This window comes from Nitrospira defluvii (assembly GCF_905220995.1).
Lineage (GTDB): Bacteria > Nitrospirota > Nitrospiria > Nitrospirales > Nitrospiraceae > Nitrospira_A > Nitrospira_A defluvii_C.
Genome location: NZ_CAJNBJ010000001.1, coordinates 142846 through 163135, shown reverse-complemented (window position 1 = coordinate 163135; position 20290 = coordinate 142846). Strand labels below are relative to the sequence as shown.

The window sequence follows — 20290 nt, the reverse complement described above, 5'->3', positions numbered from 1 at the left end:
CGCCTGCCATGCTGCTTCGCTTGGTCGCCAGCGGCGTGCTCGCGTCGAACGACGCTTCACGAACGATGGCCTTTTTGCTCAGCCCGCCCCTGCGGGACGAAAGCGGAGTGTGCAGGACGTTCCTTTCCCTACCTCGCTGGTCACGGCCAGAGTTCCTCCATTATCCTCGATGAGCCGTTTGACGTTCGTGAGGCCAAGTCCGGTTCCATAAGCCTTGGTGGTAAAGAATGGTTCGAAGATCCGTGCGAGGTGATCGGTCTGGATTCCGCTTCCCGTGTCCGCCACTTCAATTTCCACATCGCCTTCCGAGCCCAACCTGGTGGTGAGAGTGAGTGTCCCTCCGTCGGGCATGGCTTCCCGTGCATTGATCAGCACATTCATCAGCGCTTCTTTGATCTGTTCGGGATCAATGCGAACCGGTGGCAGGTTGGGACCGAATCGGTGCTCAACTCGGATCCGTTCATGTCCTCCCTGTGCCTCCCATTGTTTGAGGGCCGCGCGCACCGCGTCTTCTGCGGAGGTGTTGGTGAGGTCCGGCGGTTTCTGCCTCGCGTAACGGAGAAAATCGTGGAGGCGCTGCGAGAGTTTGTCGACTTCGTCGATGATATACCGGGCCATCTCCTGTCGTATCGGTTCTTCCTGCGGTCCCTCTAGCACGATCTGTGCGGAGCTTCGGATGACGCCGAGCGGATTGCGCAGGTCGTGAGCGAGGGCGGCCAGCAATTGTCCCACCGAGGCCAGCTTCTCCTGCCGGATCAGTTCATGCTGCTGGGAGCGGATCGTGCGGAGGCTTTCTTCCAACACCGCCCGCATGGCGGCGAAGGTCGTGGCGAGGTCCTCGATCTCATCGCCCGTGCGGTAGTCCTGCGGTAACGACGCAATCACGGGTGGGGGAGCGTTGGGCGTCTCCGGCGTCGCCAAGTCGAGGCGTAGCCCTTCGGCTTCGCGTTGGAGTGCCGTAATGGGTTTGACGATGCGGGAACCGACCACGAAGCCCAGGCCTGACAGGACGATGACCAGTCCGAAGCCGATTATTCCCACAGTCAGCAACAAGGCGTAGACCGGTGCGTAGGTCTCCTCCGGTGCCTGACGGATGAAGGTGTACCACCGGTTTCCGTCAAGGCTGGAGGGCGTGAGGCGGTGGCTGAAGCGCACCGGCGCGGCCCCAACGATCGCATCGCGCCCGCCGTGTGCGTCGTCGTCCGCGACCAGCCAGAGAGGATGGTCCATCGCCAATCGGTTCATCAGGCCGGAGGGGATCAGGTGTGCGGTGGGTGGCAGTACCGGACAGATCAGGGGGGTGCCTTGGGTGTCGAGCAGCATGGCATGGCCGGTGTTCCCGATGTGGATCGGGAGGATCATCTGCGTGAGCAGGCTGCGACGGAGGACGAGGCCGACGACCCCGATCGAGCCACTCCCTGGATTGTCGACGATGGGGACGGCAATGTGAAACAAGGCATCGCTGTTCCCCGCATCCGTGGCCACGTTGCTCACGTAGGCAGTGCCGGCTGGTGCCTGCATGCCTTCGCGCCACCAGGCCTGGTTTTCCTGTCGCGGCGAGACGGCAGGGTCCGTGGAGGCAATGACGAGTCCTTGGTGGTCGGCGACGGTGATACGCGCATAGTGCCGCGATTCGCGGGCCCAGATGTCGAGAACGTGCGGCGTAATTAAGCCGGGAGCCAGCCGCCGCATCTGCTGGGAAGGTGCAGGTGTTCGAGCGCTGCGGATGTCCGCAGCGGATGAGTCCTGCGTGTGTTGAGATGCCAGGGTTGCGGCCAGTTGAGCGGCGCGATCGATTTCATCATCCACGGCGGTTGCCAGGCGAATCGATGTGGAGCGTGCGATTTCCTGAAACCCTTCGCCGATGGCTTGCTTGAGGGTGGCGGTGCTGGAGTGATAAGTCGCCCAGAGCGCGACCATGCCGGGCACGATGCCGACAATCAACAGCGCAAAGAAGAACTTTCTCTGAAGCCGCCCGGTTCGTGCTGGAGGGTGCATCAGCCTTGAGGCTGCGAGAGGTTGTGTTTAGCCATTCGATATCGCAATGTGTTGCGGGTCATCTTCAGCAGACGGCTCGCTTCGGACACATTCCCCCCGCTTTTCTGAAGAGCTTCCTGGAGCATCGCTTTCTCCACTTCCTCGACCGAGAGTCCCAGCGACAGCAGTGATGGCGCGTCTGCCTGTAGGCCGGAAGGTTGAGGCGGCGAGGCGTGCAGGGAGGCCGGAAGGTGCTCGGGCAGAATCGTGTCTTGCTTACAGGTGATGGTCAGCCATTCCACGACGTTGTGAAGTTCCCGGACGTTCCCAGGCCAGGCATAGGACTTCAGCATGGCAAGGGCGTCGGGAGCGATCCCTTTGATGCGGCTGCCACGCTCGCGACGGGCCTGGTTGAGGAACTGGGTGAGAATCGGCTCAATGTCTTCCGGCCGTTCCCGTAGGGGCGGCATGCGGAGCTGGTAGACATTCAAACGGTAATACAGGTCCAGACGGAACCGGCCGGCCTTGATGAGATCGGGTAATTCCCGGTTGGTGGCCGCGATCACCCGAATATCCACGGGGATGCTGCGGACACCGCCCAGCGGCTCCACGACATGCTGCTCGAGCACCCGTAGCAGTTTTGCCTGGGCCGTGAGGCTGAGTTCGCCGATTTCATCCAAGAACAGCGTGCCTCGATCGGCGATCTGAAAGCGGCCTGGCTTGGATTTCTTGGCATCGGTAAAAGCGCCCTTTTCATAGCCGAACAGCTCGGATTCAAGTAGGTGTTCGGGAATGCCGGCGCAATTCAAGGCTACCATCGGTCCGTGAGCACGCGGGCTGATCAGGTGAATGGCGCGTGCCAGCAGATCCTTGCCCGTGCCGCTTTCCCCCGTGATCAGCACGGTGGCATCGGTGGCCGCGACTTCCTTCGCCAGCCGCTTCACGAGTTCCATTTCCTTGGAAACGCTGACCATGCGGTCGAACCCAAACTGCTCCTGGAGGCCCGCGCGCAGGGTGCGGTTGTCCCGGGCGAGCTGGCGGACTTGCAGCGCGCGGGCGATCACGATCTTGAGCTCTTCATTGTCGACCGGCTTGGAGATGTAGTCATACGCGCCCTTCTGCATCGCCTCGACGGCCGACTTCACGGTTCCATACCCGGTGACGATGAGGACCGGCACGTCGGGGATTTGTTGGCGGGCGGCCTCCAGCACCTGCATGCCTGACACCGTGCCCAGTTGCAGGTCCGTGATGATCATGTCGAGGGCGTCATGGTTTTGGATCAGGTGAAGGGCTTCGTCTCCGGAACGCGCCAGAAGCAGCTGGTACCCGGCAGGTTTCAACACGAGCTCAAAGAGCCGCCGCATGCGCTCTTCATCTTCGACGATCAGGAGAGTGGGTGCCTGCATGGCCTCGTGCCGGCTGTGGTGGATCCTCGAATGAGCGAGGACGTGATGCCGTAGCCTACCACTATCGGCAGGGGAGGAACAGTGGGCCGAGGTTAGCGGGGGCTGGTCGGCGGCGGTGCGGGGTTATTGGCTGAGGCCCAGGACAGGTTGCGCCGGAACCCGGAGTATTTCGCGCGCTTGATGGGGCTCTGTGAGAACGTGGCCATGAAGGTCTGCTCGTCCATATCGGCGAGTTCTGTGAGGTTGGGGGCTGTCGTGAGCGAGCTGGGCTGGAAGCCCGGTTCGTTGGTGGGCATGGCCTGGTGGTTGTAAGGGCAGATGTCCAGACAATCGTCGCAGCCGAAAATCCGGTTGCCGATGCCGCGGCGGAGTTCCTCGGATAAGACGGGCTCACTGCCACGAAGTTCGATGGTCAGGTAGGAGATACAGCGCCCGGCATCGACGACATAGGGCTCGGTAATGGCGCCTGTCGGGCAGGCTTGAATGCAGAGGGTGCAACTGCCGCAGAGATCCGTTCCGGCCTCGTCAGGCTCCAACTCCACGGTCGTCAGAATTTCTCCCAACAGGAGCCAGGAGCCGAATTCTGCCGATACAAGATTGGAGTGTTTGCCGATCCATCCCAAGCCGGCCTGTTGGGCCCAGGCTTTTTCCATGACCGGGCCCGTATCGACATAGGCACGATGATTGTGGCCAGGGGCCAGCGTACTGAGGCGCGCAGCCAGCCGTCCGAGGCGATCACCGAGAATGTCGTGGTAGTCACGGCCCCAGGCATAGCGGGCGATACGTCCATTACCCTGTCGTTCGTCGGCGCGCTCATCGGTGTAGTAATTCATGCCGAGGGAAAGAATGGAGCGGCAGCCGGGCAACACCAGGGCCGGGTCCGTTCGTCTCTGGGGATCACGGGCCATCCAGGCCATGGTGGCGTGGAAGCCGCGTTGAAGCCATTCTGTTAACCGTGTGAGCAGGCTGTCGGGGGAAGTGTGTTGTCCCCGGGAGGGGGCTTCATGCTTCTGCGTCGACAGCCGGCTGATGCCGACAACGTCGAAGCCCAGGTCTCGCGCAGCCTGTTTGATCTGCGCTGTAAGCGTCAGGGGCATCAGGGTTTCGTGCACTCGAACCGCACCATGAACTGCCCGGTGCAATGGCTGGAGTCGCACCGCGTGCAGTGGCCGGTGATGCGGGTTTTCCAGTCCGTCCCCTTTTTGTCGAAGGTGCAGAAGGTGCGCCCGGCTTTAGACACGGTAGTCCAAGGTTTGTCTGTCCCGGGAAATTTGGCAATGACGCAGCCGCTCGGGATCGGCACTTGGCACTGATGGGCCGGGTCGCCCTTGGCCATGCCGAAGCTGCAGGATTGCTCTGTGGTTGCGGCGGAATCGGTCGGGGCCTGCGCCTGGACAGCAGCCGACGTGAGGAACGGCATGAGGATGATACCCAGAGCGACAACCAGCGGGAAATGATTTCGTCGATCCATACCCGGTGAACTCCAGAAAAACGGCATCGTATCACAGCCATGGTTTCTGCGGCGAACCCCCCGCAACCTGACCATCCGGCGTCGCCTCCAGGGATGCGCCGATTCTGTCCACGCCCTGTTCAAAAATCACCTTTTGGAGGAGCGTGTCTGTACAAGTCAAAGCCTAACTCAATGCCCAAGCAGAGAAGCCTCAATGGCATGCTAGTTGCGTTCTCTCCAAGGCATCGACCGGCGTAGGGATACGTGTGTGGTGAACGGGTTCTCGCTCATTGTGGCAGTGCCGGAACCTCTTGGTGACAGCATGGCACAGGAAAAAATCCTCATCGTGGACGACGAAGTGGTGGTGGCTGAGGACATCAGGCGCCAGCTCCGTTCTCTCGGGTATCTCGTGGTCGGCGTCGTCTCGTCGGGAAATGATGCCGTGCGCCTCGCGGGCGAACACCGGCCCGACCTCATCCTCATGGACGTCAAGCTGAAGGGCCCGATCGACGGGATCGATGCGGCGCGCACGATCCACGCAGAGTACGGTATTCCCGTCATCTATCTTACGGCCTTCTCGGACGAGGACACGTTGGAGCGGGCGAGACAGACGCTTCCCTTGGCCTATTTGATCAAACCGTTTGTCAGTAGCGATCTGCGGGCGGCACTGGAACTCGCGCTGTTTCGCTATCGCGTCTCGCGTATCGCCGAGCAACGGGGACGCTGGCTCGACGCCGTGGTGCAGTCGATGGGAGATGCCGTTGTGACCGTTGATCCGCTGGGCCGGGTGACGTTGCTCAATCCAGCGGCGGAGCAATTGACCGGCTGGTCGCAATCGGACGCATTGGGGAAAGCCATTCAGGAGGTGATGGTCATCCTGGACCCGAAGCTGCGAACGCCGGTCCCGCATCCGGCCTTGCATGCGCTGGGCACGCCGCGTCCCTCGCGGCCCAGTGCGCGGCCGTTTCTCCTCATCGATCGTCGGGGGGAGGAGCGCCTGATTTGTGATAGTACGGCCGTGATTCAAGATGAGCGGGGAACGGCGTCAGGCGTGGTCCTGGTGTTTCGTCCTGCGGCGATCGTCTGATTCAATCTCCTGCCTCTTGCACGCGCGTGTGTCAAAAGTGTTTCGTGGCCCCTTCCTCGACTCTCGCACTCACCGCCGCCGATCAGTATACTTCTAAGAGAACCTTGGAACTTGCTGATGCGCGCTATGGTAGGTCGTGTGTGTCGTGGAGGCATGATGCTGGGTGGCCTAATGGCCTCCATGCTCAGTCCTGTGGTTCATGTCTGGGCGGGAGAGGTGGGGGCTATACACCTGCTTCGTGAGCTTGTCGTGCAAGCAGAGCCAACCGGTGGCGTGCGGGCGACGGCCACCCTCCTGTTTCCCGGGAATCCCTCCGTGCTCCATTCGATCCTGACTGAATACAGTAAGTGGCCGGAGCTATTCGAGACCAAGATGCGAATGGCACAGGTCGCAGAGCGCGAGGGACATGTCCTCACCGATGTCTACATTTCCCATCCGCTGCTGCCGGGCGAACAGCGACTCATCTGTGAGTCACAGGTGTTGCCGGGGGGCGGACTCGTGACTGAACTCAAGGGGGGCGATTTCAAGCAATACCATCGGGCCTGGAAGCTTGAAGCGGCCGGGGACGGGAGTCAGACGAGAGCGGAATTTGAACTCTTGGTCGAGCCGAAGACGATGATGCCGGATTGGGTGATTGCGGTCGCAATGGAGCGGGAACTCAACGTGCATTTCCGCCTGGTGCGGCAACGAGCGCTGGATCGGGTTACGAAGGAAAGGTGAAGGTGGAGAGTTCGGCCTTTTCCACCCCCTGTTTCACAAAGGCGCTGATTTCCAAACTCCGTTCGACGCGGAGGATGTCGTCGAGTCTCGTTCGGGTGCTGGGATGCAGGGGGACAAAGAGCTTGCAACAGTCCTGATCCGGCTCGATCGAAGTGGTGAAGCTCCCGATCCGCTGTGCCTGTTCGGTAATTTCGATCTTATCCATCCCAATCAACGGCCGGAGCACCGGAAGTTCCGCCGCCTCCTCGACCACGGATAGATTTTCCGGCGTCTGTGAGGCCACCTGGCCGAGACTATCTCCGGTGACCAACGCCCAGCACCGTTCCCGCCTAGCGAGTTCCTGCGCGATCCGGATCATGATCCGTCTGTACAACACCACGCGGAAGGGTGCCGGCGCGTTGGCGACGATCTCCCGTTGAATCTCGCCGAACGGGACGATATGGAGCCGTGATTCGTACTGGTAGGCTGTCAGCAATTGGACCAACTCCTGGACCTTTTCCTCTGAGGCCCGACTGACCAGCGGGCGACCCGAGAAGTGCACGAAGACGGCCTTGCACCCGCGTTTCATCATGCGATACGCGGCGACGGGCGAGTCGATGCCGCCTGAAATCAAACAGGCGACTTTTCCGCTCGTGCCCACCGGCATGCCGCCTGGCCCTTGAATTTTTCGTGCCGCGATATGGGCCTCGTGAGTGAGCAGCTCGATGTAGAGTGTCAGGTCGGGCTGTTTCAGCTTGACGGTTTTTCCCGTGACATCGAAGAGGTAGCCGCCGACTTCGCGTTCGACGTCCATGGAGGTCAACCTGAGGCGTTTGTCCGCGCGCTTGGCCGTCACTCTGAACGAATGAAAGGATTGTCCGGCAAGTTGCCGTTCCGCGACCTGTTTGAGCGGCGTGAGGTCTGGTGCCTGGAGATCCAGCGGGACCGATTCGGTGAGGAGGAAATTCGACACTCCGCAGGTCCGTCGGAGACGTTCCACCACCTGCTCCGGCGAGATCTGATCTGGAATGGTGACCCGAATGCGCCCCTGCAGCGATTCGATCCGCCGAATCTTCAGATCGCGCAGCGCCAAGCGGAGGTTGCGCACGAGTCGTTGCTCGAAGAAATCGCGGTTACGGCCCTTGAGGGCGAGTTCGTGATAGTGGACGATTGCGCAGTGCATGGTCTCGGTCGCTGAAAACTTCCTCCGGCGGCGTTCTCAGTCGCTTTCCCTTCCTCACGTGCCAACGCGTACGCTCGGTCGGTCAATCTCCCTGCGGCCTTGCCGGAGAAACTTTTGAGCGGCTTCCTTTTAATGAAGCTCGATGTTGGTTTTTTGAAAATTGTCCGTCCTCGATGGCTGCCAGCTTCGTTCTCGACTCACCAAAATCCTCAACGTACCGCAAGGGTACGCTTCCGGTATCTGTCTCGCCTGCGGCCTCGTTGGACAACCATTTTGAGCATCCTGTGGGGGAGTTAGAGATGATGAAGCGCAGATTCAAGGAATCGCTCGGCGTCAATGGCGGCCATGCAGCCGGACCCGGCTGCCGTGATCGCCTGACGATATTTCGTGTCTTGGACGTCGCCGGCGGCGAACAGGCCGGCCACGCTGGTGGCGGTCCCCCGCGAGGTGATGACGTAGCCCTTCTCATCCATGGCGACCTGTCCCTTCACGAGGTCGGTGTTGGGTCGGTGGCCGATGGCCACGAAGACTCCGGCACAAGCGAGTTCCGTGGTGGTTTCGGTCACGATATTCCTCAGACGGACTCCGGTGACGACGTCCTTCCCCAATATCTCCTCAACGATGGAATTCCACGCGAACGAAATTTTTTCATTGTTCATCGCGCGGTCCTGCATGATCTTCGACGCCCGCAGCTTGTCGCGTCGGTGCACAACGGTGACGGTGCGCGCGAACTTTGTGAGGAAAGTGGCTTCCTCCAACGCGCTGTCCCCGCCTCCGACGACGACCAAATCCTGGCCGCGGAAAAAGTACCCGTCGCAGGTTGCGCAGGTCGAGACGCCATGCCCGGTCAGGCGTTGCTCATCGGGGAGACCGAGCTGAATGGCCGATGCGCCGGTGGCCAGAATCAAGGCCGCGGCCTCGACGGTCTGTTCTCCGTCGATCGTCAGACGAAAAGGCCATTTGGAAAGGTCCACCGCCGACACGTCGCCCGTCAGGAACTCCGTCCCAAACCGTGCGGCCTGCCCCCGCATTTCCTTCATGAGCTCCGGTCCCATGATGCCCTTGGAAAAACCGGGATAGTTTTCCACCTCTGTCGTGGTGGTCAGTTGTCCGCCGGACTGCCAGCCCTCAATCAGCAGAGGTGACAGGTTGGCCCGCGCGGCATAGATGGCGGCGGTGAGCCCGGCCGGTCCGGATCCGATAATGACGAGATTGCGCATGCGCGGATGCTAACATACCGAAGCCGCGAGGGAAAAGCTGGTGTTAGGCCAGTGCGAGGAGTTCGCGGTACAGCTGTTTCACGGCGGTGAAGAGGCGCGGACGGGAGATGGTGCCGTCGAGGAGATAGTCGGCGGCGGCAGCTTTGTGCTTTAACGGCAGTTGGCTGCGGATGCGCCTGATCGCTTCGGCGCGCGTGAATCCGTTGCGGCGGTTCAAACGAGCGATTTGGGTGGGGCGATCTGCGGTGACGACGATGACCTTGTCCACGCGTGCGTCGATACCGGCCTCGAACAGGAGTGGCACGTCATAAATGACGACGGCCTTGGGATCCTTGCGGCCGGCCGATTTGGTCAGTCGGGCCTGCTCCCGCGCGACGCGAGGATGAATGATCTGTTCCAGGCGGCGCAGTTGTGCCGGCTGTCGGAAGACGAGGGCCCCTAGGGCTTGACGATTCAGCGTGCGATCAGGGTTCAGCACGGTCTTGCCGAACGTCTTGACGATGGCGCGCCAGGCTGGTTTGCCAGGCTCGACGACCTGGTGGGCCAGTGCATCGGCGTCGATGATCACTGCCCCGCAACGAGCAAACATGCGTGAGACCGTGCTTTTGCCGGTCGCCACTCCGCCGGTCAGGCCCACGAGAATCATGGGGCGTGAAGATAACATGGGGTGCTGGCCCCCGCAATGAGGCTCGATTGACTTCTCGTTGGTCGCGGCGGTATAGCCATCCATATGACCTCTTCGATGTTTCAACGCTTGTTCATGTGTCTAGGGATCGTGGCCATGGCCGTGACGGGTGCCCTCGCGGAAGAGCCGGTGGCTGCGGAGCGCGAGCCTCTGGTTGTGGCCTTGGACGGGTCGGGGCAGTACCGCTCGATTCAGGAGGCGGTCGACGCCGCGAAGAAAGGTGACACCATTCTGATCAGGCCCGGCGCCTATGCCGAAGATGTCACGATTCACAGCAAGGAGAACGTGCGTTTGATCGGGGCCGGCATGGATCAGGTGACGATTCTGGGCCGGGAACGGGTGGGCGTGTTTCATATCGGCAAGTGGCCGTACGGCGCTACGAACATTGAGATCTCCGGCATCACGGTCAATGAACACGGCGGGCACGCGATGGGTATGTTCAACGGCCGTGGCATTCATTTTCATCATGCGCGCGTGAAGGGCATGTTGTTCACGCAGCAGGTGGAGGATGTGCGGATCGAAGATTGCGTCATCGGCGGCAGTGAAACCACGGGCATTCAGTTTGCCAACTCGCAGGCGGTCATGCGGGGAAATTTTATCCATGACAACGACCACGGGGTCAGTGTGGCGGGCAAATCCACCGTGCGTCTGGAACGAAACGTCATCACGAGGAGTCTCTTTGAGGCGGTGATCGTGAATGATCAATCCCGCGCGATCCTGGTCGGCAATACGTTCGTGAAAAACGGTGGAGGCGCTGCATTTCTCGGAACCTCCCAGAACGAAGCGTCCGGCAACATCGTCAGCTTGAATGCCTATGGATTTGTCGTGGGCGCCTCCAGCCGGGTGCTGTTGTCCTACAATGCGATGCAGAATTCCGGTTCCAACTATTTACGCTCAGGCACCCCCAACCAACCGGCTCCCGACTTGAAACCCGATTCCGATTTGACGGTGGATCCACGTTTCGTTGACACTGCGCGAGACGACTTCAGGCTACGAGCGGATACCTCCCTGGTCCGCATCGGCGGGTTCCCCTATCTCGGCGCCCTCCCTCCGCTGGCCGAATCCCACTAATCGTCGACCAAAGCAGCAACAAATTCAGTGGTTAGCCCGCGCGCCAGGCCGGACAAGTCCATGTGCTATGCTTCATCGTGAGCGGAGACATGACGTGGTTCCGGTATGGCTCAAGAATTGCTGTACTACGACCGACAAGGGATTGGAGGTAAGACGTGGCCAGCTTTCGATTCGATCTAGAAAAGCGTAGTACCGACGGGATTCCTAACCTGGCGGAAGTGGAATCCGGCAAGCTGCTTGGGGCGGTGTTACCCATGTCCGAGCAGGCGCAACTCCAGCTGCGGGATAGCATCGAGGTCATCGACTATCTCATGAACCAAGAGGGTGTGATCTGGAGTTAGTGCCTCCGCCTCCCGGCTGATCCTCCCGCGACGTGCTTCCCACGCGTTCCGTGGCATCGTTCCGGTCAGTCTTGGCCCTCATTGGGGCCGGTTTCCTTCCCCGCTCAGTCCTACTCCTCAACTTCAGATTCCAGTGCAGTGTGATTCGAGAGGCCGGGATGTGTCGTCCCGAGCCCCCAGTTGAATCTTTTTGACGCTGGGTGCATGCTGGCGGCGTTGCGTGGCCGACTGCGGCCACTGGACGGGAGTCTGTGTCATATGTCGACATCGGCAGGGGGGAAGGCCGCGCGTCAGCCCTCGGCGGAGCAACAGCGCCTTGAGGAAGATGATCTGCGTCAGAAACATTGGAAGCGGTGGGGGCCCTATCTGAGCGAACGCGCCTGGGGGACGGTGCGAGAAGACTATAGCCCCTATGGAACAGCCTGGGAGGCGCTCCCTCACGACCAGGCGCGTTCGAAAGCCTATCGGTGGAATGAGGACGGGCTGGCCGGAATTTGCGACCGTCACCAATTTGTCTGTTTTGCGTTGGCGCTCTGGAACGGGCGCGATCCGATTCTCAAAGAACGGATGTTCGGCCTCACCGGCCATGAAGGGAATCACGGGGAGGATCTCAAAGAATACTATTTCTACCTCGACTCGACTCCCACGCATTCCTACATGAAATTTCTCTATAAGTATCCGCAGGCCGCGTTTCCCTATACCCAGCTCGTCGAGGAAAATCGCCGCCGGACCCGGAACGATCCGGAGTTTGAGCTGCTTGATACGGGGGTGTTTGACGACGACCGATACTTCGATGTGTTCGTGGAGTATGCGAAGGCCTCGCCCGAAGACCTGTTGGTGCGGATCGAGGTCATCAACCGGGGTTCGCAGCCTGCGGAACTGACCCTGTTACCGACGATCTGGTTCCGCAATACGTGGTCATGGGGCCTTGATGTGCGCCGCCCTCGGATGCGCAAGGGCCGATCTCTGCCTGGTGTCAGCGTCGTGGAGTTCGATCACGACTATTATGGCCGCCGGCAACTGCTCTGCGAGGGAGCCCCCGAGCTGCTCTTTACCGAAAATGAGACCAACACGCAGCGTCTGTACGGCGACGCAGAGGGCGAACGGTATGTGAAGGACAGCTTTCACGCGTACGTCGTGCAGGGGGAGAAGGCTGCGGTCAATCCCGACCAGGTCGGCTCGAAAGCCGCGGCGCACTATGTCGTTTCCACCCAGCCGGGGCAGCCGGTGAGCATCCGGTTACGCTTCACAAACGGCTCATCCGACGGGGCGTTTGACGCCGATACCTTTGATGCGGTCTTTGCCGCACGGCTTCGGGAGGCCGATGAATTTTACGCGCCCCTGGCACCGCCGGATGTGTCCGACGACGCGCGCTTGGTTCAGCGGCAGGCCTTCGCCGGCCTTTTGTGGAGCAAGCAGTTTTATCACTACGCCGTTGATCGCTGGCTGAAGGGGGATCCGGCCGGTCCTGAGCCGCCATCCGAGCGGTTGCGCGGAAGGAATGCCGACTGGACGCATCTGTACAACGCCGACGTCATCTCTATGCCGGACAAATGGGAATATCCCTGGTATGCCGCCTGGGATTTGGCGTTTCATTGCCTGCCGATTGCGCTGATCGATTCCCGCTTCGCGAAGGACCAGCTCGTGCTCATGCTGCGTGAATGGTATATGCATCCCAACGGGCAGATTCCCGCCTACGAGTGGGCTCTGGGGGATGTGAATCCTCCCGTGCATGCCTGGGCAGCCTGGCGGGTGTACAAGATCGAAAAGAAACGCAAAGGGGTGGGGGATCGCATCTTTCTGGAGCGAGTCTTCCACAAACTGCTGCTGAATTTTACCTGGTGGGTGAATCGCAAAGACGCCGAAGGGAAAAACATCTTTCAGGGCGGGTTTCTGGGATTGGACAATATCGGGGTGTTCGACCGGAGCAAACCGCTTCCCACCGGCGGGCACATCGAACAGTCGGACGCCACGAGCTGGATGGGCATGTATTGCCTCAACATGTTGTCCATCGCCCTCGAATTGGCGCGCGACGATAGGGCCTATGAAGACGTCGCCAGTAAGTTCTTCGAGCATTTCGTCTATATCTGCCGGGCCATGAACAACATCGGCAATGCGAAGATCGAACTCTGGAACCGGGAAGACGGGTTTTTCTACGATGTGCTGCATTTGCCCGACGGCAAAACCTTTCCGATGAAGGTCCGGTCGATGGTCGGACTGATTCCCCTGTTTGCCGTCGAAACCTTGGACTCCGAGCTCATCGACCGGCTGCCGCGCTTCAAGCATCGCATGCAGTGGTTCATCGAGAATCGTCCGGATTTCAGTCTGCACATCGAAACACAGTCCCAGGACGGGGAGGTGCGTCGGTTCCTGTCGCTGGTCAATCGCCATCGCTTACCCAAGGTGTTGCGGTACTTGCTGGATGAACGCGAGTTCTTATCGCCGTATGGTGTGAGGGCGTTGTCTCGCTATCACGAAGAACATCCCTACATCCTATCGATGATGGGGACGACGCATTGCGTGGAGTATCAGCCGGCGGAATCCACAAACGGACTCTTCGGGGGCAACTCCAATTGGCGAGGGCCGGTCTGGTTTCCTGTGAACTATCTGCTCATCGAATCGCTCCAGAAGTTCCATTACTATTTAGGTGACTCGTTTACTGTTGAGTATCCGACCGGGTCCGGGCAGCGGCGCCATCTTGCCGACGTTGCCGCGGAGTTGTCCCGTCGCCTCACGCATACATTTCTCCGCGGCACAGACGGCCGGCGTCCCGTGTACGGCGGCACGGAGAAGTTTCAACAGGACCGGCATTGGCGTGACCTCGTGCTGTTCTACGAATATTTCCATGGCGACAATGGTGCCGGGATCGGCGCCAGTCACCAGACCGGCTGGACCGGCCTGGTTGCCAAGTTGATTCAGCAATCAGGGACGTAACTCGGAGTCGTGGCATGACGATCGATGCGAGGGGGTGCCGGGATCTTGAGCGGGCGTTGAGTCTGGAATGGCTGGAACCGAATGGTCGCGGCGGCTATGCGTCGGGAACAGTCGCCGGGGCCAACACTCGACGGTACCACGCCTTGCTGCTGGTGGCCAGGCATCCGCCGGTCGATCGTGTGGCACTGGTCAATCATGTGGAAGAATCGATCGAGATTGGAGAAGGCACATTACCCCTCTCGACAAACGTCTATGGCGGCGCCGTACATCCGGAGGGCTATCAATATTGTGAGCGGTTTTCCGACGTCCCCTGGCCGACTTGGCGGTTCGCCTGTCGCGGCATTCGGTTGGAGCGAGAACTCGTCTGTCCGTATGGCCGTGACCTGGTGGTCCTTCGCTGGCGCCTGCTCGATGACGCCTCGCCGGCCGTGGTGTTGCGAGTGCGCCCGATGCTCACGGGGCGGGATTTTCACGCGACGCACCTGGAAAACGCCGCATTACGAAGCGAGGCGACGATCACGGAGGGGCAAGTGGTCTGGCATCCCTATGAGGGCTTGCCGCCGGTGCGGGCGCAGCACAACGGGCAGTACCATCACCGGCCGGATTGGTACCGCCAGATTCACTACCGGGTTGATCGGGAGCGCGGGCTTGAACATGTCGAGGATTGGTGGTCGCCGGGCGAGTGCCTGTTCACGCTTACGCCGGGGACGACTGCCGAACTCGTATTCACCACGGAGACCATTCCGACCCTCAGCGTGACGCAGGTGATGGACGCGGAACGTCGTCGCCGCGACACGTTGGTGACCTCTGCGCCGACAGAAGACGAACTGACCCACCGCCTGTGGGTCGCCTCGAACGCCTTCCTTGTCAAGCGGGCAGCCAGGCAAACGGTGATCGCCGGCTACCCCTGGTTTGCCGATTGGGGGCGCGATACGTTCGTCGCCCTGCCGGGGCTCTGTCTGGTGACCGGCCGATACGAGGTGGCCCGGCAGGTAATCGAAGCGTTTGCGTCGTATGTGTCGCAGGGGATGGTCCCCAATCGCTTCCCCGACATCGGGGAACAGCCGGAGTACAACACGATCGATGCTTCCTTATGGTTTATTCACACCGTAGATCGGTACCTGCACTACAGCCGCGATCTTGTGGGCGTGCAGCGGATGGCCTGGCCCGCGATCAAGCAGATTCTCGACGGATATCGGCAGGGCACGCGGTTCGGGATTCGTATGGACGAGGACGGAATGATCACCGGCGGCGTCGAAGGGGTGCAGCTGACCTGGATGGACGTCAAAATCGGCGAGTGGGTCGTCACGCCGCGGCATGGAAAGCCGGTCGAGATTCAGGCCCTCTGGGTACGGGCCCTGGCGGTTGCCGCTGTGTTGGCGGAGCAGTTCGGTGAGTCGGCTTATGCGGCACAGTGTCGACAGGATCGTGCCCGCGCGACCGCATCGTTTCGGGACCGGTTCTGGTACCCGACCGGAGGGTATTTATTTGATGTGGTCGACGGGCCGACCGGGGATGATGCGTCGCTGCGGCCCAACCAGATTTTTGCCCTGGCGTTGGATGATCAGTTGGTGACCGACGCGCAGGCGAAACAAGTGCTGCAATTGCTCAAGGAGCGCCTCCTTACGCCCGTCGGGCTGCGAACGTTGGCGCCGGAAGACATTCGGTTCTGTGCATCGTACGAAGGCGGTGTGGCCGAGCGGGATGCCGCGTATCATCAAGGGACCGTGTGGCCCTTCTTGCTCGGTCCTTTCGTGACGGCTTGGGTGAAAACCTATGGGGGCAGTCTGTCCGTGCGGCGTGAAGCACGGCTGTTCCTCCAGGGGTTGTTCGAACATCTTGACGAGGCCTGTCTGGGCCAGGTGTCGGAAATTTTTGACGGAGAGCGTCCCCATCGGGCACGCGGCTGTGTCGCGCAAGCCTGGTCCGTAGCGGAGCCCTTACGCGCCCTTATCGAGGATATCGCTGTGACCAGCGAGGGCGCGCCGCTGCTGCGCTGAGCTGCCGTGCCCTGCTCGTTGCCCGCCACCACGTAGCGGCCTGTCCTTCCCGCACGCATGACGCGTCGGTCTTTTCTCCGGATACCTCCCCAAAATTCTTGACAGCGCCGGAATCGTTCCGGTAAGCATACGTTCAATGGTGTTGTCCAAATCAATACGTCTGTCTGCGTGGCTCTCGGTCGGCATGTTGCTCGCCGGTTGTCAGCTGTTCGATGCCTCCACGCAATCGACGACCATGCGATCGACATCGGTGATGTCGATGTGGGAGTTGTACCGTCACTGCCAGTCCAGCGAGGATGTCGAGACAGTCCTATCGGCCGCAAAGCAATTGCAGCAGTCTGCTGATACCCATGTCGTTCCCGCTCCCGATGTGCCGAAAAGCCTGGATCGGTTTGTCACGAAACAGCCGGTGCGCACGACTGTGGATCCCAAAGCCCTGGCTGCGTCGTGCACCTTGCAGGCGGCCCGGACAAGCCTCAGCGCGGGGCGTGAGCAGGAGGCCGAACAGCTCTTGTATGCCGTAGTATTGAGTTATCCCGAAAGCGACTACACCTTTTATGTCGCGCAGGCGAAGGTGTGGATAGAGGAACTGCATCGTCCCGGTGCAGGTGACCCCGTCATCCATCCCATTTCCATCAACTGACCGCCGTCGATCTCGTCCAGTCTCCCCCTCTCGCCCAGGCACTTGTACGCGCGTTGCTGCGGACGCTCACGTCGTCGCGCTATTCCTCTCACGATCATTCGATTCAGACCGTTCGTCTCCGGCGGCGAGATTCGCACTCTCTTGCTCATCTGCTGTGTTCGTCCTATGGTTGCCGGTGCGGATGGTCGGAGTATTGACAGAGCGGGTGGATGGCCGTAGTCTCGCGATGCGAGGCTCATCGAGACAACGACCAAGGGAGGCCAATGATGGTGAGGGCGATACAGGTGTCCAGGAGGAAGTTGGGCCGTGCAGGGCTGGTGGCCGCCATGTTGGTACTGGCCGGCGGAGGAACGATGGTGGCACAGGCAGCGGATGAGTTGCCGAAAGAGTCAGTCTTACCGTCGTCGTTGGCTGGAAAAGCCGCGCAGGCAGCGGTGGATTTTTGTAAAAAGGACGGCTACCGGGTCAGCGCGTCCGTGGTGGATCGGGCCGGCGTCTTGCGCGCCATGTTGCGGGCCGACGGCGCTGGTCCGCACACGGTCGACAGCAGCAGGAAGAAGGCCTACACCGCGGCAAGTCTGCGTCGTGCGACCACGGAGTTAGCGGAGATGATTGCCAAGCAACCAGCGTTGCAGGCCTTGCGAGAGATGAACGAGAGTATTTTGATGGTTGGCGGGGGGCTGCCCATCGAAATTGCCGGCGAGGTGGTGGGGGCGATCGGGGTCGGTGGTGCTCCGGGCACTCATCTGGATGATGCCTGTGCCGAAGCCGGTCTCGATGCCATCGGAGCCGCCTCGAAGATGCCTACTGCAAAATGAAACGAATGCGAGGGAGGGGACCGGGCTGGATGGTGATTGGCCTGGTCCTTGTCCTAGTCGCCTGCAATAGTGATCGCCCCGAGCCGGCAGAGGTCGAGCTCCCATCCGCCGGGTTACGCGTACGGCTGACCCGTGTCGCCACCCATCCGTTTCTGTCCCGTTATCGGCTGACCCTCCATGTTGCCGGCCGGCAAGGCTGTGAGGCGACGGCCGAACTGTTTCCTGATACGGGGTATGCCGCACGCCGCAATCTGTATCAGCAGGCCTCTGGAGTGATCACGGTCTTGGGGCAGTACGACGCGAGGGTAGTGGATCCGTCCAGTTGTGCCATTCGCCTGGTGGAGTTTCAATCCCTGGCCGGGCAGGCCATCTATCTGGGCATGTTCGACGTCGATGCGCAGAAGCGATGGCAATTTCTCCCGCCCTCGGTCAGACCGGAACGGCCGTTTGAAAAGCTGTGATCGTGAGGCGGGGTTATTCCCCGGTGCGTGACTCTGTTGCACGCTCCTTGAATGTCAGTTCCGCCACGGCCGACTTGTCCATCTCTCCCTTGCCGATCGCGACCAATCGCCGATATTGCTCATACGTGGCCGTGGCCAGCGGGAGGTCCAATCCGACCTGTTCGGCCAAGGCACAGGCGATTCCTGAGTCTTTCGCGGCATGGGCGGCAGAAAAATAGCACTCGTGCGCACGATGCTGCATGTCCTCACCGTCGGTTTCCAACACGCGGGAGTTGGCGCCGGTTTGAGAAAATACTTCGCGGAGCATGGTGAGGTCCAGGCCCAGAGCAGATCCCAATCCCAGTCCTTCGGCCAGGGCGGCGGTATTGGCGTTCATCACCATATTCACGAGGGCCTTCACCTCGGCAGCTTCTCCGGCCGGACCGATATAGCGCAGGTGTGCGCTCAAGGCGTTGAGTAATGGTCTTGCCCGCTCGAAAACGTCGGGGCGTCCGCCGCACATGAGGTAGAGCGTCCCTTGGCGAGCTTGTGTGATACTGCTGGCCATGCAGGCCTCAAGACACTGTCCGCCCTGTTGCTCCACCAACGTGTGGACCTCTCGTTGGAGTGCCGGGGAAAGGGTTGCGCAATTGATGAAGAGTCGCCCGGTCGCCTGTCGCAAGAGGCTATCAGCTGATCCGGGGGCGTAGATCCGCCGCATCGCTTCATCGTTCGAGACGACGGTCAGCACTGTGTTGGCGGGTTCGACCAGGCCTACCAGGGTTGGGGCGGCTGCACATCCCAGTTCCTGCGCCAGTGCTTGCGCGCGTGGTGCGTCGGCGTCATAGACCGACACAACGGGGTAGTGGAGTTCCTGGAGCCGTCGGGCCATGTTGGCCCCCATACGTCCTACTCCGACGATGCCGAGACGAAAGTCTGACTGTGCCATCCATGCCCTCCTGGAAAACATGCTGCTCTTATCGGCGCGGAAGTGTACCATAGTCACTTCTGATGCAGGTATCCTGACCCCCTGAAGCGGTCGGGCCATTAGAATCGTGTATGCGCGGCAGGAGCGATGGGAGTCCGGGATGCAACAAGCGATCATCGGGTATCATCAAGACGAAGAAGGTCACTGGGTCGCAGACCTCCGCTGCGGGCATGGCCAGCATGTGCGCCATCAGCCGCCCATGACCAGTCGTCCTTGGGTGCTGACCGTGGAAGGGCGGCGGGCGTTCCTCGGCACCGAGCTCAATTGTAAAAAGTGTGAAGAGGGTGGGGATGGATACAACCCCACCGGATCCCTGTCCTGAGGGGCCCGGTAGGGCTGACGTCGATTTGCGGGGCGTCCTGATCAGGGTGCCGGAAGTCGAACCGCTGCAGGGGCGCTAGGCCCAAATCCAATTCAACAGAGAAGAGAACCAGCCGGTCACACTGGAGAACCAGGATTCTTCCTGCGGGGCTGTGGCTGTCGCGGGGCGAGGGGCCGCCGGAGTCACTGGTGCCTGAGCCACTTTTGTCGGTGCAGGCGAAGGCGCGAATGGCGCAACCGTCGGCGCCGGATGCGGTACGGTCGTCGCTGGGGCGAGGTTCGTAGCCGTTGGGGTAGACGTCTGGGTTGGAGCCGGAGTTGCCGCAGGGGCCGGCAAGGCCGTCGAGGATTCAACCGGGCTTGGTTGCGGTGTCAGCACTGCGACTATCGGCGGCGCCGGTTGCACATGATCAATCATCGTCGCATGCGCGTCCGTCGGAGCTTCGACGGGAGCCATGGTCTGTTCACGCTCGGCGGTCAGCGCCTCCAACCGTTTCTCGAGTCGCTTCGTCTCGCCGATTTCCTTCACCATCGCCTGATGCCGGGCGCGTAGTGCGGCGATGTTGTGTTCCAGGAGCGCCAGTTTGGCCTGGTTGGCCTTGTGGATCTGATCATAGGAGGCCTGAATCTGCTTCAGCTCGCTCTTGAGCGCGGCAAGGGCGCGTTCATCACGCTGGTTGGCGAGATGTGCCTCCTCCCGTTGTTGCTCCAGCCCCTTGATGTCCGACTGGGTCTGGGCCAGTTCATTGGCCCTCGTGTTCACTTCCTGCTTGGCGGTGTCGTAGGTCCGTTGTGAGACACAGCCTCCCAACATCAATGCAGCGCTTGCCACGATCCAGCAGAGGGTGATGGCTCGGGGAGCCAGAGCTGAGACATTCGCTGCTCGTGAAGATGGGGTCGTTGGTTGCATGGGACATTCCTCTCAGGTGCGTAGAGTGGCAGTCTCTGCGTCGGGTGGCTCGCCCTGTGCGAAGCCACTGTGCCTAAGGTAATTTTTCAGAAAAGGGGAAAAACGGCAAAATATTTC

The 20290-nt window shown here is 60.8% G+C and carries 19 protein-coding genes; 10 read left to right on the top strand and 9 right to left on the bottom strand.

Annotated features, from left to right (window positions below):
- Positions 1-78: 78 nt before the first annotated feature.
- The 4 genes from KJA79_RS00835 to KJA79_RS00820 form a co-directional block, all read right to left on the bottom strand.
- On the bottom strand, positions 79-1998 hold the full coding sequence (locus KJA79_RS00835; RefSeq protein ID WP_213040114.1) for a sensor histidine kinase: 1920 nt from the start codon (positions 1996-1998) through the stop codon (positions 79-81).
- Positions 1998-3383: a sigma-54-dependent transcriptional regulator gene (locus KJA79_RS00830; RefSeq protein WP_213040113.1), complete on the bottom strand. Its 1386-nt coding sequence runs from the start codon at positions 3381-3383 to the stop codon at positions 1998-2000. The genes KJA79_RS00835 and KJA79_RS00830 overlap by 1 nt, the downstream gene beginning before the upstream one ends.
- 92 nt (positions 3384-3475) lie before the next feature.
- Positions 3476-4480 (bottom strand): tRNA epoxyqueuosine(34) reductase QueG, encoded by a 1005-nt coding sequence (gene queG, locus KJA79_RS00825; RefSeq protein ID WP_213040112.1) that lies wholly within the window; start codon positions 4478-4480, stop codon positions 3476-3478.
- Positions 4480-4854 (bottom strand): hypothetical protein, encoded by a 375-nt coding sequence (locus KJA79_RS00820; RefSeq protein ID WP_213040111.1) that lies wholly within the window; start codon positions 4852-4854, stop codon positions 4480-4482. The genes queG and KJA79_RS00820 overlap by 1 nt, the downstream gene beginning before the upstream one ends.
- A 301-nt stretch (positions 4855-5155) precedes the next feature.
- On the opposite strand from KJA79_RS00820, the gene KJA79_RS00815 reads away from it, so the two are divergent.
- Both KJA79_RS00815 and KJA79_RS00810 read left to right on the top strand, forming a co-directional pair.
- Positions 5156-5920 carry a response regulator gene (locus tag KJA79_RS00815; protein ID WP_213040110.1) on the top strand — a complete coding sequence of 255 codons (765 nt, stop codon included), beginning with the start codon at positions 5156-5158 and terminating at the stop codon, positions 5918-5920.
- A gap of 180 nt (positions 5921-6100) precedes the next feature.
- Positions 6101-6640: an SRPBCC family protein gene (locus KJA79_RS00810; protein ID WP_213040109.1), complete on the top strand. Its 540-nt coding sequence runs from the start codon at positions 6101-6103 to the stop codon at positions 6638-6640.
- Here KJA79_RS00810 and thiI read toward each other — a convergent pair.
- From thiI to coaE, 3 genes are all read right to left on the bottom strand, one after another.
- The gene (gene thiI, locus KJA79_RS00805; RefSeq protein ID WP_213040108.1) at positions 6624-7802 is read right to left on the bottom strand and encodes a tRNA uracil 4-sulfurtransferase ThiI; all 1179 of its coding nucleotides are present in this window, start codon (positions 7800-7802) and stop codon (positions 6624-6626) included. The genes KJA79_RS00810 and thiI overlap by 17 nt on opposite strands.
- 293 nt (positions 7803-8095) lie before the next feature.
- A complete protein-coding gene (trxB, locus tag KJA79_RS00800) occupies positions 8096-9022 on the bottom strand; it encodes a thioredoxin-disulfide reductase (RefSeq protein WP_213040107.1) in 927 nt (308 codons plus the stop codon).
- A 43-nt stretch (positions 9023-9065) separates the two neighbouring features.
- A complete protein-coding gene (gene coaE, locus KJA79_RS00795; protein WP_213040106.1) occupies positions 9066-9668 on the bottom strand; it encodes a dephospho-CoA kinase in 603 nt (200 codons plus the stop codon).
- 84 nt (positions 9669-9752) lie between these two features.
- On the opposite strand from coaE, the gene KJA79_RS00790 reads away from it, so the two are divergent.
- From KJA79_RS00790 to KJA79_RS00760, 7 genes are all read left to right on the top strand, one after another.
- Positions 9753-10778, top strand: coding sequence for a right-handed parallel beta-helix repeat-containing protein (locus KJA79_RS00790; protein WP_213040105.1), 1026 nt, complete (start codon positions 9753-9755; stop codon positions 10776-10778).
- Positions 10779-10933: 155 nt separating this feature from the next.
- Positions 10934-11119: a hypothetical protein gene (locus tag KJA79_RS00785; RefSeq protein ID WP_213040104.1), complete on the top strand. Its 186-nt coding sequence runs from the start codon at positions 10934-10936 to the stop codon at positions 11117-11119.
- A gap of 258 nt (positions 11120-11377) precedes the next feature.
- The gene (locus KJA79_RS00780; protein WP_213040103.1) at positions 11378-14053 is read left to right on the top strand and encodes an MGH1-like glycoside hydrolase domain-containing protein; all 2676 of its coding nucleotides are present in this window, start codon (positions 11378-11380) and stop codon (positions 14051-14053) included.
- Between the two features lie 14 nt (positions 14054-14067).
- Positions 14068-16053 carry an amylo-alpha-1,6-glucosidase gene (locus KJA79_RS00775; protein ID WP_213040102.1) on the top strand — a complete coding sequence of 662 codons (1986 nt, stop codon included), beginning with the start codon at positions 14068-14070 and terminating at the stop codon, positions 16051-16053.
- A gap of 136 nt (positions 16054-16189) precedes the next feature.
- The gene (locus tag KJA79_RS00770; RefSeq protein ID WP_213040101.1) at positions 16190-16696 is read left to right on the top strand and encodes a hypothetical protein; all 507 of its coding nucleotides are present in this window, start codon (positions 16190-16192) and stop codon (positions 16694-16696) included.
- Between the two features lie 263 nt (positions 16697-16959).
- Positions 16960-17514, top strand: a complete 555-nt coding sequence (locus KJA79_RS00765; RefSeq protein WP_246507318.1) for a GlcG/HbpS family heme-binding protein — start codon at positions 16960-16962, stop codon at positions 17512-17514.
- A 29-nt stretch (positions 17515-17543) separates the two neighbouring features.
- Positions 17544-17975, top strand: coding sequence for a hypothetical protein (locus KJA79_RS00760; RefSeq protein ID WP_213040100.1), 432 nt, complete (start codon positions 17544-17546; stop codon positions 17973-17975).
- Positions 17976-17988: 13 nt separating this feature from the next.
- Here the strand turns inward: KJA79_RS00760 and KJA79_RS00755 are convergent, their stop codons facing one another.
- Positions 17989-18903, bottom strand: a complete 915-nt coding sequence (locus tag KJA79_RS00755; RefSeq protein ID WP_213040099.1) for an NAD(P)-dependent oxidoreductase — start codon at positions 18901-18903, stop codon at positions 17989-17991.
- Positions 18904-19042: 139 nt separating this feature from the next.
- Here KJA79_RS00755 and KJA79_RS00750 point away from each other — a divergent pair, with 139 nt between their 5' ends.
- Entirely contained in the window at positions 19043-19264 is a 222-nt protein-coding gene (locus KJA79_RS00750; RefSeq protein ID WP_213040098.1) for a DUF3565 domain-containing protein, read from the top strand.
- 75 nt (positions 19265-19339) lie between these two features.
- On the opposite strand, the gene KJA79_RS00745 is transcribed toward KJA79_RS00750, so the two are convergent.
- Positions 19340-20173 carry a coiled-coil domain-containing protein gene (locus tag KJA79_RS00745; RefSeq protein ID WP_213040097.1) on the bottom strand — a complete coding sequence of 278 codons (834 nt, stop codon included), beginning with the start codon at positions 20171-20173 and terminating at the stop codon, positions 19340-19342.
- Between the last annotated feature and the right edge of the window lie 117 nt (positions 20174-20290).

Coding starts and splice junctions, on each gene's coding strand:
- queG (WP_213040112.1), bottom strand. CDS start 4,480: ATGCCCCTGACGCTTACAGCGCAGATCAAACAGGCTGCGCGAGACCTG.
- KJA79_RS00820 (WP_213040111.1), bottom strand. CDS start 4,854: ATGGATCGACGAAATCATTTCCCGCTGGTTGTCGCTCTGGGTATCATC.
- KJA79_RS00815 (WP_213040110.1), top strand. CDS start 5,156: ATGGCACAGGAAAAAATCCTCATCGTGGACGACGAAGTGGTGGTGGCT.
- trxB (WP_213040107.1), bottom strand. CDS start 9,022: ATGCGCAATCTCGTCATTATCGGATCCGGACCGGCCGGGCTCACCGCC.
- KJA79_RS00775 (WP_213040102.1), top strand. CDS start 14,068: ATGACGATCGATGCGAGGGGGTGCCGGGATCTTGAGCGGGCGTTGAGT.
- KJA79_RS00770 (WP_213040101.1), top strand. CDS start 16,190: ATGGTGTTGTCCAAATCAATACGTCTGTCTGCGTGGCTCTCGGTCGGC.
- KJA79_RS00790 (WP_213040105.1), top strand. CDS start 9,753: ATGACCTCTTCGATGTTTCAACGCTTGTTCATGTGTCTAGGGATCGTG.
- KJA79_RS00755 (WP_213040099.1), bottom strand. CDS start 18,903: ATGGCACAGTCAGACTTTCGTCTCGGCATCGTCGGAGTAGGACGTATG.
- KJA79_RS00780 (WP_213040103.1), top strand. CDS start 11,378: ATGTCGACATCGGCAGGGGGGAAGGCCGCGCGTCAGCCCTCGGCGGAG.
- KJA79_RS00760 (WP_213040100.1), top strand. CDS start 17,544: ATGGTGATTGGCCTGGTCCTTGTCCTAGTCGCCTGCAATAGTGATCGC.
- KJA79_RS00810 (WP_213040109.1), top strand. CDS start 6,101: ATGCTCAGTCCTGTGGTTCATGTCTGGGCGGGAGAGGTGGGGGCTATA.
- KJA79_RS00750 (WP_213040098.1), top strand. CDS start 19,043: ATGCAACAAGCGATCATCGGGTATCATCAAGACGAAGAAGGTCACTGG.
- thiI (WP_213040108.1), bottom strand. CDS start 7,802: ATGCACTGCGCAATCGTCCACTATCACGAACTCGCCCTCAAGGGCCGT.
- KJA79_RS00835 (WP_213040114.1), bottom strand. CDS start 1,998: ATGCACCCTCCAGCACGAACCGGGCGGCTTCAGAGAAAGTTCTTCTTT.
- KJA79_RS00765 (WP_246507318.1), top strand. CDS start 16,960: ATGATGGTGAGGGCGATACAGGTGTCCAGGAGGAAGTTGGGCCGTGCA.
- KJA79_RS00830 (WP_213040113.1), bottom strand. CDS start 3,383: ATGCAGGCACCCACTCTCCTGATCGTCGAAGATGAAGAGCGCATGCGG.
- KJA79_RS00745 (WP_213040097.1), bottom strand. CDS start 20,173: ATGCAACCAACGACCCCATCTTCACGAGCAGCGAATGTCTCAGCTCTG.
- coaE (WP_213040106.1), bottom strand. CDS start 9,668: ATGATTCTCGTGGGCCTGACCGGCGGAGTGGCGACCGGCAAAAGCACG.